Source organism: Rathayibacter sp. AY1C6 (assembly GCF_002931535.1).
Classification (GTDB): Bacteria; Actinomycetota; Actinomycetes; order Actinomycetales; family Microbacteriaceae; genus Rathayibacter.
Genome location: NZ_PSWC01000018.1, coordinates 19,631 through 36,259, shown reverse-complemented (window position 1 = coordinate 36,259; position 16,629 = coordinate 19,631). Strand labels below are relative to the sequence as shown.

The window sequence follows — 16,629 nt, the reverse complement described above, 5'->3', positions numbered from 1 at the left end:
CGGCGCGGACCCATTGTAGGCAGAGGACTCCTCACCACTCGGGATCCCGCGCCGTCAGCGCGCCTGCGGGTGGTGCTTGGCGAGGAGGAAGACGCCGTAGATGGCGACGGCACCGGCCGCGATGAAGAGCGGGATCGCCCACGGGGCCGCGTACTGCGCCTCTCCGAGCACGACGATGCCGATCGCGACGGCGACCAGCGGGTCGATGACGGTGAGGCCCGCGACGACGAGGTCCGGCGGGCCGGAGGAGTAGGCGTTCTGCACGAAGTACCCGCCGAGCGCGGTCGCGGCCAGGAGCGCCACGATGCAGACCACCGTCAGCGGGTCGAACTCGCCGTACTTGATGCGGTTGAGCACGACCTTCGCGAGAGTCGCGACGAAGCCGTAGACCACTCCGGCGCCCACGATGTAGAAGATCGCCTTCGCTCCGCGGCGGAAGACGCGGAAGGCGATGACGAAGACCGTGAGCACCACGGCGAGGATCACGAGGATCGTGATGAGCTCGGGCGTCTGGATGGACTTGTCGACCGCGTTGAACGCCGCCACGAGGACGAACGTGCCGACGCCTCCGACGCAGAGCACGATCGCCCGGATCGACGCCGCGTTCAGGCGCACCCGGCTGACCCGCGCGTTGACGACCGCGGTGATCACGAGCGCCACCGCTCCGAGCGGCTGCACCACGATGAGCGGGGAGAAGCCGAGGCTCGTCAGCTGGAAGACGATCGCGAGACCCAGGAGCAGGGTGCCGATCACCCACGAGGGGCGCGAGAGCAGCGCGACCAGCTGGCCGCCGCTGAGCCCGGAGGAGCCGGAGCGCTTCGAGAACCGCTCCACCTTCGCCACTCCCCGGTGCTGGAACTGCGCGCCGAGGGAGAGGAACACCGCGCCCACGAGAGCGATCGGGATGCCGATGAACTTCGCCGGGTCGTTGAGGAGTTCGGCGAGATCGGCGGGCATGGGGTCGACCCTACCCAGAACGCCTCCGGGAGTCCTCCGACGCACGGGTGAGGGGCTGAGCCCAGCGGATGATCCTCGCGGACCCGGTCGACGGCCCCGCGGTACCCTGTCCCCCATGGCCGTCCTCCCCATCCGCATCGCCGGCGACCCCGTCCTGCACTCCCCCGCCGCACCCGTCACCGAGTTCGACGATGCGCTGCGCACCCTCGTCGCCGACATGTTCGAGACGATGGACACCGCCCCCGGAGTCGGCCTCGCCGGCCCGCAGGTCGGCGTCCCGCTGCGCCTGTTCGTCTACGACTACGCCGACGACGACGGCACCCCCCGCCGCGGCGTCGCGATCAACCCCGAGCTGTTCGTCACGCCGACCCCGCTCGGCGAGGCGGACGAGGACACGGAGTCGGAGGGGTGCCTCTCCTTCCCCGGCGAGCGCTTCCCGCTCCGCCGCTCCGAGCGCGCGATCCTCCGCGCGGTCGACCTCGAGCAGGAGCCGTTCGAGATCGTCGCGGACGGCTGGTTCGCCCGCGTGTTCCAGCACGAGTTCGACCACCTCGACGGCGTGCTCTACATCGACCGTCTCGAGCACGACTATCACAAGCCGGTCGCGAAGATCACCCGCAAGCGCGGCTGGGGCGGCCCCGGCGTCTCGTGGCTGCCCGGCGTGGAGCACCTCGAGGACTGACTCAGGCCAGGTCGACCCCGTGCACGCCGTTGTGGTGGCGGATCGCGGGGAACGAGGCGGTGACGCTCCGGCCGACGCCGGGCGTCCGCTTCTCGGTCACGTCGCCGCCGAAGAGGGCGGCCCGCTCGCGCAGCTCGGCGAGCGCGGGGCTGTCGATGCGCTCGGTGAGCGAGCGCAGGTCCGCCTCGAGAGCGCTGGCGTCCTGCTCCGCCGCGCCGTGCTGCTCGCGGTCGTCGTCGACCTCCACCCGGAGGCCCGTGGTCGTCCATCGGGAGCTGATGCGGACCTCGGTCCCCGCGCCGCCGGTCTCCAGCGCCGAGTCGAAGGCGTACTCGAGCACCCGGAGCACAGCCACCTCGGCGCCGTCCTGCAGCGGGAACGGCTCGCCGAACGACTCCTCGCGGACGCTCAGGCCTCGCTCGCGGGCGCCCTCGATCAGGGGGACGGAGCCGCCGGTGCGCGGCAGCTCCCCCGGATCGACGGAGGCGACGGTCGCGATGCGGCGCAGCTGCGCCAGCGAGGCCTCGGCCGCCCGCACTGCCCGCTGCGCCGACCGCGCGGCTGCGGCGGGGTCGCGGTCGATCGTGAGCCGGACGCTCTCGGCCTCCTCGACGACGTGCGCGGCGCTGCGGACCGCGAGCTGCTCGAGCTCGCCGACGATGCGGAGCCTCGCCTCCTGCTCGCCGACCGCCAGCTCGAGGCGGACGACGCGCGCCGCCTCCTCCGCACGGCTCTCGGCGGCACGGCGCTCGGCGCCGACGGCGCGACGCCACAGCACGACGACCGCGATCAGGGCGAGGACGAGGACGACTTCGAGCACGACGGCCTCCGGGGTGACGGGACGGGTTCGGCACAGGAGCGCCGGAGAGAGATCGTACCCGCGCCGCGGACAGCGGACCTGAGGCCGCGGAGGGGGTTGCGGAGCCGTACTCAGCCGTCGGAGCGAACGGAGCGGGTGACGGTGAAGCGGCGGTCGCGCGCCACCACCGTGGTCGGCCCGACCGCACGGCGCAGCTCGGCCGGATGCGCGAGGTGGGAGTTGAAGACCGTCCACAGCACGCCTCCGGGGCGCAGCACGCGGCCGGCCGCGCGCAGCATGCGCCGGGCGACGAGGTCGGTGACGGCTCCGTCGGAGTGGAACGGCGGATTGCAGAGCACGACGTCGACGGAGGACGCCTCCAGAGTCGAGGCGTTGTCGTCGCGGAGGACGCGGACGGCCAGCCCATTGGCCGCCGCGGTCGCCCGGGCGGACTCGACCGCGGCACGCGAGGTGTCCGTCGCGATCACGGCGAGGTCGGGGCGGGCCCGGGCCACCACGGCGGCGAGCACGCCGGTTCCGCAGCCGAGGTCGAGTGCGGTGCCCGCGGGGAGGGAGTCGAGATCGAGGGCGGCGAGGAGGGCGCGGGTGCCGAGGTCCAGTCGTGCACCTGCGAAGGCTCCCGGCAGTGCGACGACCTCGAGGTCGAGCTCGTCCAGACGGCGCCGCTCGGGCCCTGGCGCGGGCGGCTGGTCGGGGAGCGCGCCGCTCGCGAGCAGGGCGCGCGACTTCTGCCGGGCGAGGGAGACGTCGATCCGCTCGTAGCGCACGGCGAGCACGTCGTTCATCGTGCGGGTCATGTGCTTGATGCGGCCGGCGCCGATCAGGGTCGCCGCCGGGTTCGCGAGTGCGGTCCCGGCCGCGACGGCGGCCAGCGCGTCGAGCGAGCGCGGCAGGCGCAGGAGCACCGCGTCGGCGTCGCGGACGGCCTCCGCGACGGAGTCGACGATCTCGATCGGCGCGAGATCGACGCCCGACCCCCGCACCGTCTCGAGGTTCTGCGCGAGAGCGCGCTCGGCGGTGATCGAGTCCTGCACGACGCGTACGGCACGGCCGTCGGCGGCGAGGCCGAGGCTCAGTGCCCCGTAGGCGTCCCCGATCACGGTGAGGCGGCCGCGATCGGCGGCGAGGTCGAGCAGCAGACGGTCACTGGCGTCGACGGCGACGAGATCCGGCGCCTCGACGTCGGGGCGGCGGCGCAGGAGAGCGAGCACGTCCTCGCGCATCGCCCCTCCGATCGTCGGTCCGAGCGGGTGGGCCCTCGAGGGCGACCGCTCGCGGGCACGAAAAAAGGGCCCGAGAGTGGAGTCCCGGACCCTTCGCTCCCCGACTTGGACTCGAACCAAGAACCTACCGGTTAACAGCCGATTGCTCTGCCAATTGAGCTATCGAGGATCATCCGACCACCCGGAGGCGATCAGCGCGGTACTACTTTAGCAAACTCTCCGCGAACGCAAAATCGGGCGCGCACTCAGTAGCCGGAGCCCGGGTCGACGCGGCCGACGAACGGCCCGCCGGCGGCACAGGCGGCCACGTTGGCGCGCACGCGCTCGGCCAGGAGCGGCGCGGTGATCTCGGGGGTGTCCGCGCTGTGGGGCGTGATCAGGCACCGGGGCTCGCTCCAGAGCGGATGCCCGTCCGGCAGCGGCTCGGGGTCCGTCACGTCGAGCGCGGCGCCCGCGAGACGGCCTTCGGCGAGGGCCGCGACGAGCGCGTCCGTGTCGACGAGGCTCCCCCGGGCGACGTTGACGAGCACGGCGTGGGCGGGGAGCCGCGCGAGCAGACCCGCGTCGACCATCCGCTCCGTGCCCGCGGTGGCGGCGGCGGCCAGGACCAGCACGTCGGCGTCCGCCGCGGCCTCGGCGAGCCGCGACGCCGGCAGGGTGCGGGCGGCGCCCTCCACCGGCTCGTCTCCGCGGCGGACGATCGTCACCTGGCAGTCGAAGACGGCGAGCAGCCGCAGGAGCTCGCGAGCGATCCCTCCTGCTCCGACGATCACCACGGAGGCGCGGTGCAGCGTGACCGCCTTCTTCGGCCCCCACGACACGGCGCGCGCCCGCTCCGGCAGCGAGCGCAGGAGGGCGAGCACCAGCGCGAGCGCGTGCTCGGCCACCGGCTCCGCGTAGGCGCCCTTGGCGCTGGTCCAGACGACGTCCGCGCGGGACGCGGCGAGCACGGGCGCGAAGACGTCGACGCCGGCCCAGGGCAGCTGCACCCAGCGGATCGACGGGTGCTCCTCCAGCACAGCGGCCAGCTCGTCCGTGCGGCCGTAGGACAGCCAGAGCAGCGCGTCCGGACTCTCGTCGAGTCCGACGACCACTCCACCGCCCGACTCCACCGCCTCGGCGAACACCGGCTTCGGCCGCGGGAGCACCGCGACGCGCGGGACGGTCACTGGTCGGCCGCCTCGACGCGCTGCGCTCGGGAGGCGTCGAAGCGCTCGTACTCGGCGAAGGCCGCTCCGAGCTCGCGCACGTAGGGGTGCCGGGCCTCGATCAGAACCTCCAGCAGCGGCCCGTACGCGACGACCTCGCCGCCGACGAGCACGGCGATCCGGTCGGTCGCCCGGCTCAGCACGTCGATGTCGTGGCTGACCACGACGGCGGCGAAGCCCTCCCGGCGCCGCAGGTCGGCGAGGAGGTCCACGATCGACTCGCGCACCGTCGCGTCGATGCCCGAGGTCGGCTCGTCGGCGATCAGCACCTTCGGCCCGAGCACGAGCGAGCGGGCCACAGCCACGCGCTGGCGCTGGCCGCTGGAGAGCTCGTAGGGGTAGCGGTCGAGCAGGAACAGCGGCAGGTGCACGGAGTCGAGCAGCGTCGCCACCCGCACCGCCGCGGCCTTCGGGTCGTAGTGGCGGTCGCGGAGGAAGATCGGCTCGGCGATCAGCTCCGAGACGGTCAGCTCGGGGCGGAGGGCCGCACCGGCGTCCTGCGCGAGATGCGCGACGTCGACGGTGAAGCGCTTGAGCTCGCGGGCGGGGAGCGAGCGGAGGCGGTGCCCCGCGACCGTCGCGTCCCCTCCGATGATCACCGGACGCGTGCGGCCGCCGTCGTGCCCCAGGCCGTCGCCGCCGAGCACGCGCGCGAGCGTGGACTTGCCCGAGCCGCTGCCGCCGAGGATCCCGAGCACCTCCCCCGGCTCCACGCGGAGGCTCACTCCCCGCAGTGCCGTCCACCGTCGGCTGATGCCGCGCGGCGGGTACTCGACGCTGAGGTCGTCGACGACGATGGGGGCCTGATCCTCGGCGGTCCGGCTCACGCCCGGCGCTCCGCCTCGACGATGCTGCGCAGGAGCTCGCGCCTCGAGGCCTGCTCGACCGGGTCGGGCACGGGCAGGGAGGCGAGCAGGCGCTGCGTGTAGGGGTGCTTCGGCGCAGCGAGCACCTCGGCCCCCGTCCCCTCCTCGACCAGCTCGCCGCGGTAGAGCACCGCGATGCGGTCGGCGAGCAGGTCGACCACGGCGAGGTCATGGCTGATGAACAGGGAGGCGAAGCCGAACTCGCGCTGCAGCTCGGCGAACAGCTCGAGCACGCGGGCCTGCACCGACACGTCGAGCGCCGAGGTGGGCTCGTCGGCGATCAGCAGCTTCGGCTCGAGGGCGAGGGCCCGGGCGAGGCTGGCGCGCTGGCGCTGGCCGCCGGAGAGCTCGTGCGGGTAGCGGTCACCGTAGGAGCGGGGCAGCTGCACCGCCTCCAGGAGCTCGTCGACGCGCGAGCGCGCCCCGGCGGCGTCGCCGGCCCGTCCGTGCACGATCAGCGGCTCGGCGACGCACTCCGCGATGGTGAGCAGCGGGTTGAAGCTCGACGCCGGGTCCTGGAACACGAAGCCGATGTCGCCGCGGACCGGCCGGAAGGCTCGCTCGCGGATGCCGCGCATCTCCTTGCCGAGGACCTTCAGCGACCCGCCGGTCACCGGCGTCAGGCCCGCGATGGCGCGCCCGATGGTGGTCTTGCCCGAGCCGCTCTCGCCGACGAGGCCGAGCACCTCGCCCGCGCGGATGCGCAGCGAGACGCCGTCGACCGCGACGAAGCCGGGACGGCCGAGCCGGCCGGGGTACTGGATCCGCAGGCCCTCGGCGGCGACGAGCGTCTCGGCCTCGGGGGCCTCGGCGCGCTCGACGGCGCGGACGCGGGCGCGCTCGACGCCCTGGCCCACGTGCGGGACGGCGGCGAGGAGCTTCCTCGTGTACTCGGCCTTCGGCGCCGAGAACAGCTCGGAGACCGTCGCCTCCTCGACCAGCTCGCCCTGGTACATCACGGCGACGCGGTCGGCCAGATCGGCGACGACGCCCATGTTGTGGGTGATCAGCACGATCGAGGTGCCGAACTCGTCGCGGCACCGGCGGAGCAGGTCGAGGATCTCGGCCTGCACGGTCACATCGAGCGCGGTGGTCGGCTCGTCCGCGACGATCAGACCGGGATCCAGGACCAGCGCCATCGCGATGACCACGCGCTGCTTCTGGCCGCCCGAGAACTGGTGCGGGTAGTAGTCGACCCGCTTCTCCGGCTCCGGGATGCCGACGGTGCGGAGGACGTCGATCGCGCGCTTGCGCGCCTCCTTCTTCGAGACGGAGCCGTGGGCGCGCAGTCCCTCCGCGATCTGCCAGCCCACCGTGAAGACCGGGTTGAGGGCGGTTCCCGGCTCCTGGAAGACCATGGCGACGTCGGTGCCGCGCAGCTCCCGGAGGCGGGCCTTCGGCACGGAGACGACATCGGTCGCCGCGCTGCCGTCCTTCTTCGAGAGCAGGACCACTCCGGAGGCGCTGGCCGTCTCGGGCAGGAGGCCGAGGATGGTCTTCGCGGTCACGGTCTTGCCGCTGCCGGACTCGCCGACGATCGCCAGGACCTCGCCGCGCTCGACGCGCAGGCTCACCCCGGCGACGGCGCGGACGGCGCCGCGGTCGCTCGCGAAGGCGACCTCGAGGTCGGTGATGTCCACGATCGGACGCGCTGAGGCGTCCCGGACGATGCGCTGGTCGCTCATCGCGTCTCCTCCACTCCGGCGACGGGGTCGTGCCCCGGCGTCTCCAGGCCGTCGGCGGCGAGGACGCCGCCCGGCACGACGGACGTCGCGGCGACGTCGCCGGCACCGGCGGCCACCGCGCGCCGACCGCGCAGGCGCGGGTCGGCGAGGTCGTTCAGGCTCTCGCCCACGAGGGTGATGCCCAGCACCACGAGCACGATCGCCAGGCCCGGGAAGACCGAGGTCCACCAGATGCCGCTCGTGACGTCCGACAGCGCCTTGTTGAGGTCGTAGCCCCACTCCGCGGCCGACGTCGGCTCGATGCCGAAGCCGAGGAAGCCCAGGCCGGCGAGGGTCAGGATCGCCTCGGAGGAGTTCAGCGTGAAGATCAGCGGCAGCGTGCGCGTCGCGTTCCGCAGGACGTGGCGGAACATGATCCGCGGCGTCGACGCTCCGATGACCTTCGCCGACTCGACGAAGGCGTCGCCCTTGATCCGCACTGTCTCAGCCCGGATCACGCGGAAGTACTGGGGGATGTAGACCACGGTGATCGAGACCGCCGCGGCGAAGATGCCGGCCCAGAGGTTCGACTGCCCGCCGGAGATGACGATCGACATCACGATCGCCAGCAGCAGGGTCGGGAACGCGTAGATCGCGTCGCAGATCACGACGAGCACGCGGTCGAGCCAGCCGCCGAGGTAGCCGGAGACGAGGCCGAGGAAGACGCCGAGGAAGATCGACAGGACCACGGCGACGACGATCACGAGGAACGCGGTCTGCGCTCCCCAGATCACTCGCGAGAGGACGTCGTAGCCGCCGACGGTGGTGCCGAGCAGGTGCTCCGCGCTCGGCGGCTCCTGCGCGCCGAACGACTCGCCGCCCGAGCGCAGCTGCGAGTAGCCGTAGGGCGCGATCAGGGGCGCGAACAGGGCCACCAGCAGGAACGCGCCGGTGATGATCAGGCCGGTGACGAGCATCCCCCGCTGGAGGCCGACGCTCTGCCGGAGCTGGTGGACGACCGGCAGGCGGTCGACGAGGCGGCGGCGCGGACGCGCCGGGGAGGTGGTGCTCATGCTCAGTACCTCACTCGCGGGTCGATGAGCGCCGCGATGACGTCGACGATGAAGTTGGTCAGCGCCACGATGACGGCGAGCAGGGCGACGATGCCCTGCACGGCCACGAAGTCGCGGGCCTGGAGGTACTCGGCGAGCTGGAAGCCGAGGCCCTTCCACTCGAAGGTGGTCTCGGTGAGGACGGCGCCGCCGAGCAGCAGGGCGATCTGCAGGCCGATCACGGTGATGATCGGGATGAGCGCCGGCCGGTAGGCGTGGGTGCGGACGAGCCGGAACTCGCTGACGCCGCGCGAGCGCGCCGCGTCCACGTAATCGGTGCCGAGCGTGCCGATCACGTTGGTGCGCACCAGGCGCAGGAAGATGCCCGCGGTGAGCAGGCCCAGCGCGACGGCGGGGAGCACCGCGTGCGAGAGCACGTCCGAGATCGCGGCCGGGTCGCCGGTCTGGATCGCGTCGATCAGATAGATGCCGGTCTTGTTCTCGAGGAACTGGAGCGAGAGCTCGGTGCTCGTCGAGGCGCGCCCGGCGACGGGGAACCACTTCAGCCAGACGGAGAACACCAGCTTCAGCAGCAGGCCCGCGAAGAACACCGGGGTCGCGTAGCAGAGGATCGCGAAGATGCGCAGCACCGCGTCGGGCGTGCGGTCGCGGTGGTAGGCGGCGAGCATCCCGAGCGGGATGCCGACCAGGAACGCCACGATCAGGGCGTAGAAGGCGAGCTCGACCGTCGCAGCGCCGTAGGTGAGGAGCACCTCGGTGACGGGGCGGTTGTCGCTCAGGGTGGTGCCGAAGTCGCCGGTCAGCAGCTTGCCGAGGTACTCGAGGTACTGCACGATCAGCGGCCGGTCGTAGCCGGCGGCGGCTACGCGCTCGGCGAGCTGGTCCGCGGTCAGGCGGCCGCCGAGGGCCGCCGTGATCGGGTCGCCCGTGGAGCGCATGAGGAGGAACACCAGCGTCACGAGGATGAAGACGGTGGGGATGATGAGCAGGAAGCGGACGAGCAGGTAACGCCCGAGTCCGCCCCCGGAGCCGCGCGGTCGCCGGGTGGGCGCCGTCGCCGCAGCCGTCGTGGCTGTCGTCACGTGATGCCTTTCGTGGAGAACGGCCGGCGCCTCCTATCGGGGAGGCGCCGGCCGCGAGGGGGGTGGATCAGCCCTTGCTGAGTGCCGCGTAGCGGAACTTGAACGAGGCGTCGAGGGTGTCCTCGGCTCCGCTCACGGTGCTGCCGACGACCGCGACCTGCGAGCCCTGCAGGTAGGGGACGGTCGAGAGCTGCGCCGCGACCTTCTCCTGGATCTGCTCGATCAGCGCGGTGCGCGCGTCGGCGTCGGTGGTCGAGACCTGCTGCGCGATCAGGCTCTGCACCTCGGCGTCGTCGAAGTGGTTCGCGAGGAAGTTCTCCTTGATGAAGAACGGCGAGAGGTAGTTGTCGGCGTCGGAGTAGTCGGGGAACCAGCCGAGCTGGTACGCCGGGTAGACGTCGCTCGAGCGGTCCTTCGAGTACTGCACCCACTCCGTGGTCTGCAGGTTCACGGTGAAGAGGCCGGTCGACTCCAGCTGGTCCTTGATCAGCGCGTACTCGTCGCCCGAGGACGGACCGTAGTGGTCGTTCGAGTACTGCAGGTTCAGGGTGACCGGAGCGGTGACGCCGGCGGCCTCGAGGGTCGCCTTCGCCTTGTCCGCGTCGGGCGCGCCGTTGCCGTCGCCGTAGAGCGACTTGAGCGGCTCGACCGCGCCGGTCAGGCCGGCGGGGACGTAGGAGTAGAGGGGGGTGTAGGTGCCCTTGTAGACCTGGTCGGCGATCTCGTCGCGGTCGATCAGGTCGGCGACGGCCTGGCGCACGGCGAGGGCCTTGGCGCTGTCGGCCTCGCCGGTCGTCGCGCCGAAGGGCTGGGTGTCGAAGTTGAAGACGATGTAGCGGATCTCGCCGCCGGGGCCGTCCACGACCTTGACCGTGTCGTTGCCGCGGAGGTCGTCGATGTCCGTCGCCGAGAGGCTGCGGAACGCGACGTCGATGTTCCCCTCCTGGATGTCCAGCTTGAGGTTGGACGAGTCCGCGTAGTACTTGACGTTGACGGTGTCCGTCTTCGCCTCGCCGAGAACGCCCTGGTAGTCCGGGTAGGCCTTGTACTGGATGAGGTTGTTCACGTCGTAGTTCGCGATCGTGTACTGGCCGGCGAAGGCGTCGCCCGAGACGATGTCGGCGTCCGCGGTCAGCTCGTCGGCCGAGAAGACCTCCTCGTCCACGATCGGGCCGGCGGGGCTCGAGAGGATCTGCGGGAAGGTCTGGTCGTTCTCGGACTTCAGCGTGAAGACCACGGTCGTGTCGTCCGGAGCCGCGACGCTGTCGAGGTTCGCCAGGAGCGAGGAAGGGCCGTTCTCGGCCGCGATGCCGACCTGGCGGTCGAAGGAGAACTTCACGTCGGAGGAGGTGAGGTCGTGGCCGTTGGCCCACTTCAGTCCCTCCTTCAGCTTCACGGTGTACTCCGTGGGAGCGGTGAACTCCGCCGACTCGGCGATGTCGGGCTCGACGTCCGGGCTGCCGTAGGGGGTGTTCATCAGGAACGGGAACACCTGGTTCATCACGGCGAACGAGCCGTTGTCGTAGGAGCCCGCGGGGTCGAGCGTCGTGATCTTGTCGGTGGTGCCGATGGTCAGGGCCCCTCCGGCGCTTCCGCCGGACGAGTCGTTCCCGCCGGCGGCGCAGCCCGTCAGCACGAGCGCGACCGCGGCGAAGCCTGCGGCGGCGGCCAGTGCACGGGTGCCGCGAGTGGATGCGGAATTCATCTCCGTCTGCCTCTTCCTGTCAAGGATGGGATGCGGGCGCGCTCCGGGCGCGCGGACTCTCGGCACACAGATCTCCTGTGGGCTGTGGCGTCACGACACTGGACGCCCGCATTGCTGTTCCTCATAGGTAACACAGTTGGAAGCGCTCTCCGAACCGGCACGGGCGTGCGGCCGATTTCTTCACACGACCGCAACACGCTCACTCCGTGCGCAGCGCCCGCTTCTCGCGCTCGAGCTCGACCAGGCGCACCTGCACCGCGCGCGCCATCACCGGATCGGCGGACGCGCGCTGGAGCGCCCCGCGCAGCTCGGCGATCTCGCGGAGCAGATCGCGCTCGATGAGCGAGATCGCCACGTCGCGGGAGTAGCGGGCGAGCCCCTCCTCGTCGGCGGCCGGGATCGGCGCCACCGCGAGCTGGCGCACCAGCGAGGCGAAGGGACCGGGGACGTCGTCGGCGACGTGCTCGACCCAGTCGCGGTCCTCCGCCCGCTCGAGGTTCGCGACCACGGCGTCGCGGACCACGCGGAGGGTCTCGTTGGTGACCGCCGCGTGCGCCGCCCGGGCCAGGAGCTCCGGACCCATCGCCTGCGGAAGCTGGAGCATCGCCATCAGCGCCTCGCGCTCGATGCGCGTGACGACGTCGACGGGGAGGTCGGCGATGCGCGCGCCGAGGGGCGCCTCGGCCGCGGACGATTCGCCGCCGCTTCGCCCGCCCTGCTGGTCGCGGCCCTCGGGTCCGAAGGAGCGGGGCCGGGATCCGGCGGAGCGCACGGCGGAGTTGACCTCGGCCATGTCCAGGCCGAGCATCCGGGCGAGCTCGCGGGAGTAGCCGGGCCGCAGCGCCGGGTCGCGGATCTCGGCGACGACCGGGGCGGCCGCGCGCAGGGCCGCGATCCGGCCCTCGACCGTCTCGAGGTCGTAGCGGTCCAGCAGCTGCCGGATCACGAACTCGAACATCGGCTTCTTGTCGTCGATGAGGCGGCGGACGGCGTCGTCTCCGCGGTTCAGGCGGAGGTCGCAGGGGTCCAGGCCCTCGGGCGCGACGGCGACGAAGGTCTGCGCGGCGAAGCGGTGCTCCTCCTGGAACGCGCGCATCGCCGCCTTCTGGCCCGCCGCGTCGGGGTCGAAGGTGAAGACGACCTCGCCGACGCCGCTGTCGTCGCCCAGCACCCGGCGCAGCACCTTGATGTGGTCGACGCCGAAGGAGGTGCCGCAGGTGGCGACTGCGGTGGTGACGCCGGCGAGGTGGCAGGCCATGACGTCCGTGTAGCCCTCGACGACGACCACCCGGTGCCCGCGGGAGATGTCCCGCTTGGCGAGGTCGAGCCCGTAGAGCACCTGGGACTTGTGGTAGACGGGCGTCTCGGGGGTGTTGAGGTACTTGGGGCCCTTGTCCTCCTCGAGGAGGCGGCGGGCGCCGAAACCGACGGTCTGGCCGGTCACGTCGCGGATCGGCCAGACGAGGCGGCCGCGGAAGCGGTCGTAGACGCCGCCGCGGTTGTTGCTGCTGACCAGGCCGGCCGTGGTCAGCTCCTCCTCCGAGAAGCCGCGGCGCTTGAGCGCGGTGGTGAGCCCGTCCCAGCCGTCGGGTGCGAAGCCGACGCCGAAGCGGTCGGCGGCGGCGCGGTCGAAGCCCCGCTCGCCGAGGAAGCGCCGACCGACGTCGGCGCCCGGGGTCGCGAGCTGCTCGCGGAAGTACTCCTCCGCGGCGTCGTTCGCGGCGAGGAGGCGCGCTCGCCCGCCGGTCTCGGGCGCGCGGCCGTCGCCGTCCTCGTACTGCAGCGGGAAGCCGATCCGCCCGGCGAGGCGCTCGACGGTCTCGCTGAACGAGCTGTGGTCCATCTTCATGACGAAGCTGTAGACGTCGCCCGACTCCTGGCAGCCGAAGCAGTGGTAGAAGCCGGCCTGCGGGCGGACGTGGAAGCTGGGGCTGCGCTCGTCGTGGAAGGGGCAGAGGCCCTTCAGCGAGCCGATGCCGGCCGACTTCAGCGTGACGTACTCGCCGATCACGTCGCCGATGTTCACCCGCGCCTTGACCTCCTCGACATCTGACTGTCGGATCCGAGGCATGGGGTCCATCGTATCGGCCGCCGGGGCCGCCGAGCCGGGGTGGGGAGAACTGCACCAGGGCGGCGCGGATCACCCCGAGACCTGTGATCCACCCGCACCCCGAGATCAGGGTCATCCCTGATCCGCACCCGCCCGCCGTCTCCGAGGATCGACCCATGCCCCCTGCCGCCTCCCGCCCGCCTCTCCTGCGTGCTCTGCTCGTCGCCCTGCTCGGCGGTCTCGTCCTGGGCGGGCTCACCAGCCTGCTGCAGGGCTCCCTCCCGCCGTCGGCGAGCTCGTTCGCCAACTCCTCCGGGGGCTGGTCCATGCTCGTGTTCGCGCTCGTGCGCCTCGGCGGCGCCCGACCGGCGGCGGCGACCGCTCTCGGCCTGCTGAGCTTCTGGGCGCTGCTCGAGGGCTACGACCTGGTGACCGCGGCGCGCGGCTTCGGCTACTCGCCTCCCTTCACGGACGTCTTCTGGCTGCTCGCCGTCCCCGCCGGGCCGATCCTGGGCGCCGCCGCCGCACTCACCCTCCACGGCTCGAGGACGTGGCGCGTCCTGGCTGTCGCGCCGCTCTCGGGCGTGCTGATCGGCGAGGGCGTCTGGGCGCTGGGCGCGGTCGCCGACACCACGAGTCCGGTGTACTGGTGGCTCCAGATCGTCCTGGGCGCGGGCTTCCTCGTCCTGGCCGTCGTGCGGAGGAGGCCGCGCGCACTCGTCTCGCTCGCGGCGCTCGGCGTCACCGCGGCGGCCGCCGTCGCCTTCTCCGTCGTCTACTCCGCGCTGTGAACCGTTCGAGAGGGTCGTCGCGGACCCTCCGCGCACTCGCGGGTTCCGCCCTCCTCCTGGCCCTCGCCGGGTGCACCACCACGGCGGACACCCCGGTCGCGCCGCCGTCGTCCGCCTCCGTGCCGTCGTCGGCGTCCTCCGCCACCCCTCCTCCGATCGACGTCTCCGCCGAGCTGGCCGCGCTCGAGAACGAGTTCGACGCCCGGATCGGCGTCAGTGCCGTCGACACCGGCTCGGGTCGCCGGGTCGATCACCGGGCCGACGAGCGCTTCGGCTTCGCCTCGAGCCTCAAAGTCCTCGCCGCGGCGGAGTTCCTGCGCACCGTCCCCGCCGCCGAGCGGGAGGGGTGGTCACCTGGACCGTCGCCGACGTCGAGGCGGCGGGCTACTCCCCCGTCACGGAGGAGAGCACCGCCACCGGCCTGCCGCTGTCGCAGCTCGCCGAGGCGGCCGTCCGCCGGAGCGACAGCACAGCGCTGAATCTCGTCCTCCGGCGCGTCGGCGGACCCTCCGCCCTCGACCGTGGACTCGAGGCTCTCGGCGACACCACCACCGAGGTGGTGAACGAGGAGCCCGCGCTGAACACGATCGAGCCCGGCAGCACCGAGGACACCACCACCCCGGCCGCGTTCACGGCGGACCTCGCCGCGGTCGCCACAGGTGACGTGCTGTCCGCGGAGGACCGGGCGCTCCTGCTCGACTGGATGAGCGGCAACGCGACCGGCGACACTCTCGTCCGGGCGGGCCCTCCGGCCGGCTGGAGCGTCGCGGACAAGTCCGGGGGCGCCGGCGGGATCCGCAACGACGTCGCCGTGGTGACGCCTCCCGGGCGGGACGCGGTCGTGCTGTCGATCCTCTCGACGCGCAACGACCCCGAGGCGGACTACGACGACGCGCTGGTCGCCCGCGCCGCGGCCGTCGTGCTGGGAGCCCTGCGGTAGCGTCCGCCCGGCGTCAGCAGTGCCGGTTCACGTAGCCCGCTGCGCCACGGGGGACGACGTCGCGGTCGCGGAGGGTGACCGAGATGCTCCGGCCCTGCCCGGCGCAGGCCTCGGCGTAGGCGGACCGGCCGTTGTCGGTGTACTCGATCTCGTAGACCTGGCGCCCGTAGACGTCCGTGTAGGCCGCGCACTCGTCGTAGACCTGGCACTCCTCGACGACGGCGAAGTCGAAGCCGACCGTCCTCTTCCCGGCAGCGGCGAGATCGGCTCCGTTCTTCTGGCCGATCGCCAGGCCGGAGCGGTGAGCGCGCGCCGTCAGGAGGGTGGCGAACGCCAGCGCCTGCGACTTCGTCAGCCTCCCGCCCGAGCGGGTGTAGCTGTCCAGCTTATCGGCCTCGACGGCGTCGAAGCCGTCCTCGGCGCAGCCGTCGATCCAGGCGCCGACGATCGCGAGCAGAGCGGTCCGCTTCGCGGCGGTCGAGACGTCGAAGAGGTACTCGTCCGGCCAGCCCGGATCGGCGAGGGGCTTCCCGTCCGCTCGCCTCACCAGGAGCTCGGGGTGCCGCTTCGCGAAGGCGGCGCTCTCGCCGGGCTGGGTCTGGAAGGCGTTCACGTAGCAGATGCTGTAGCGGCCGGCGGCGGGCGCGTCCGTGCGGTCGCGGTCGACGATGGTGACGCTCGACGCCGGAGCGTAGGCGCCTCCCAGCTGGTAGTCGAGGACGCCGTTCGCGGGAGGGAGCAGCGGTGCCGCCGAGGCCGCGGCGGGCTGGACCAGCAGCAGCCCCGCGACGACCAGGGCGAGGAGGCCGAGACGCGGCCGACGCGGTCTCATCCGGGAGCTCCCGGCGTGCGCCCTGCGGCTCGCACGCCCGTGGCCGCCGGCAGCGCGCCGAGTGCGAGCTCGCCGATGACCGCGATGCGGTCCGCCGGTGCTCCGTCGCGGGCCTGCGTCGACATCCCGCTGAGCACGGCGACGACGAAGGCGGCGACGGATCCGGCGTCCGTCTCCGGCGGCACGTCGCCCTCCTCGATCCCGCGCTCGACTCGTGCGGCGACGAGCGCCTCCATCTCGCGGCGACGGGCCTCGAGCCGCGGCTCGCTCAGCACGAAGCAGCCGGCAGGAGTGCCGGGCGCGGAGTACCCTTCCGCACTGACTCGGACGACGGCGGCGACGGCCTCGCGCGCCGTCGGCCGGTGCGAGCACAGCATCGGCTTGCTCATCCCCGACCGTGCCGCGAAGCGGTCGACCCGCGCTCCCGCCAGCCCGTGCGCCGCGAACTCCTCCGTCGCCGCCTCCAGGATCCGCTGCCGTGTCCGCTCCGCTCCCACGCCCTCACCGTACCCGCCGCCCCGCGCCCCTCCGCGCCTCGCGGTGCGGTGCCCTCCCCGCCCTCCGAGCCGACCGGCCGACCCGCACACCAGCACATCGCCTCAGACGACGCACCCGGCTCCCTGGAACCCACCACCCCGACAAGCCGACCGCGGTGACGCCTGGCGGTGACCGGCGTGCCCCGGCACCGCTGAACGGCCGATCCGCGTCCCAGCGGATCGCCCCAGGCGGACGCACC

General features: G+C 72.6%; 15 protein-coding genes and 1 tRNA gene. 3 read left to right on the top strand and 13 right to left on the bottom strand.

Annotated elements, in window-relative coordinates; all coding sequences use genetic code 11:
- Positions 1 to 54: 54 nt before the first annotated feature.
- Entirely contained in the window at positions 55 to 957 is a 903-nt protein-coding gene (locus tag C5D36_RS11640) for a DMT family transporter (RefSeq protein WP_104223451.1), read from the bottom strand.
- A gap of 115 nt (positions 958 to 1,072) precedes the next feature.
- Between C5D36_RS11640 and def the strand changes: the two genes are divergently transcribed.
- Complete coding sequence (gene def, locus C5D36_RS11635) at positions 1,073 to 1,639, top strand: peptide deformylase (protein WP_104223450.1); 567 nt, start codon at positions 1,073 to 1,075, stop codon at positions 1,637 to 1,639.
- A 1-nt stretch (position 1,640) separates the two neighbouring features.
- Here the strand turns inward: def and C5D36_RS11630 are convergent, their stop codons facing one another.
- From C5D36_RS11630 to dnaG, 10 genes are all read right to left on the bottom strand, one after another.
- Positions 1,641 to 2,459, bottom strand: coding sequence for a hypothetical protein (locus C5D36_RS11630; RefSeq protein WP_104292598.1), 819 nt, complete (start codon positions 2,457 to 2,459; stop codon positions 1,641 to 1,643).
- 110 nt (positions 2,460 to 2,569) lie between these two features.
- Positions 2,570 to 3,682: a class I SAM-dependent methyltransferase gene (locus C5D36_RS11625; RefSeq protein ID WP_104295888.1), complete on the bottom strand. Its 1,113-nt coding sequence runs from the start codon at positions 3,680 to 3,682 to the stop codon at positions 2,570 to 2,572.
- Between the two features lie 96 nt (positions 3,683 to 3,778).
- A tRNA-Asn gene (locus C5D36_RS11620) sits at positions 3,779 to 3,851 on the bottom strand.
- 76 nt (positions 3,852 to 3,927) lie between these two features.
- Positions 3,928 to 4,851 (bottom strand): NAD(P)-dependent oxidoreductase, encoded by a 924-nt coding sequence (locus C5D36_RS11615; protein WP_258062930.1) that lies wholly within the window; start codon positions 4,849 to 4,851, stop codon positions 3,928 to 3,930.
- A complete protein-coding gene (locus tag C5D36_RS11610) occupies positions 4,848 to 5,717 on the bottom strand; it encodes an ATP-binding cassette domain-containing protein (protein WP_258060485.1) in 870 nt (289 codons plus the stop codon). The genes C5D36_RS11615 and C5D36_RS11610 overlap by 4 nt, the downstream gene beginning before the upstream one ends.
- Positions 5,714 to 7,441 carry an ABC transporter ATP-binding protein gene (locus C5D36_RS11605; RefSeq protein WP_104223446.1) on the bottom strand — a complete coding sequence of 576 codons (1,728 nt, stop codon included), beginning with the start codon at positions 7,439 to 7,441 and terminating at the stop codon, positions 5,714 to 5,716. Before C5D36_RS11605 ends, C5D36_RS11610 begins: the two co-directional genes overlap by 4 nt.
- Entirely contained in the window at positions 7,438 to 8,493 is a 1,056-nt protein-coding gene (locus C5D36_RS11600) for an ABC transporter permease (RefSeq protein ID WP_104226685.1), read from the bottom strand. Before C5D36_RS11600 ends, C5D36_RS11605 begins: the two co-directional genes overlap by 4 nt.
- Before the next feature lie 2 nt (positions 8,494 to 8,495).
- The gene (locus tag C5D36_RS11595) at positions 8,496 to 9,575 is read right to left on the bottom strand and encodes an ABC transporter permease (RefSeq protein WP_104223444.1); all 1,080 of its coding nucleotides are present in this window, start codon (positions 9,573 to 9,575) and stop codon (positions 8,496 to 8,498) included.
- Positions 9,576 to 9,642: 67 nt separating this feature from the next.
- Positions 9,643 to 11,280 carry an ABC transporter substrate-binding protein gene (locus tag C5D36_RS11590; protein WP_104223443.1) on the bottom strand — a complete coding sequence of 546 codons (1,638 nt, stop codon included), beginning with the start codon at positions 11,278 to 11,280 and terminating at the stop codon, positions 9,643 to 9,645.
- Positions 11,281 to 11,479: 199 nt separating this feature from the next.
- A complete protein-coding gene (dnaG, locus tag C5D36_RS11585) occupies positions 11,480 to 13,351 on the bottom strand; it encodes a DNA primase (RefSeq protein WP_104295887.1) in 1,872 nt (623 codons plus the stop codon).
- A 155-nt stretch (positions 13,352 to 13,506) separates the two neighbouring features.
- Here dnaG and C5D36_RS11580 point away from each other — a divergent pair, with 155 nt between their 5' ends.
- Both C5D36_RS11580 and C5D36_RS17025 read left to right on the top strand, forming a co-directional pair.
- On the top strand, positions 13,507 to 14,121 hold the full coding sequence (locus C5D36_RS11580; RefSeq protein ID WP_181072879.1) for a DUF6518 family protein: 615 nt from the start codon (positions 13,507 to 13,509) through the stop codon (positions 14,119 to 14,121).
- A 346-nt stretch (positions 14,122 to 14,467) separates the two neighbouring features.
- Positions 14,468 to 15,061 (top strand): serine hydrolase, encoded by a 594-nt coding sequence (locus C5D36_RS17025; protein ID WP_219812596.1) that lies wholly within the window; start codon positions 14,468 to 14,470, stop codon positions 15,059 to 15,061.
- A gap of 13 nt (positions 15,062 to 15,074) precedes the next feature.
- Here C5D36_RS17025 and C5D36_RS11570 read toward each other — a convergent pair whose 3' ends face one another.
- Complete coding sequence (locus tag C5D36_RS11570) at positions 15,075 to 15,893, bottom strand: endo alpha-1,4 polygalactosaminidase (RefSeq protein ID WP_104295886.1); 819 nt, start codon at positions 15,891 to 15,893, stop codon at positions 15,075 to 15,077.
- Complete coding sequence (locus C5D36_RS17200; RefSeq protein WP_104292603.1) at positions 15,890 to 16,390, bottom strand: TetR family transcriptional regulator; 501 nt, start codon at positions 16,388 to 16,390, stop codon at positions 15,890 to 15,892. The genes C5D36_RS11570 and C5D36_RS17200 overlap by 4 nt, the downstream gene beginning before the upstream one ends.
- Positions 16,391 to 16,629 lie beyond the last annotated feature (239 nt).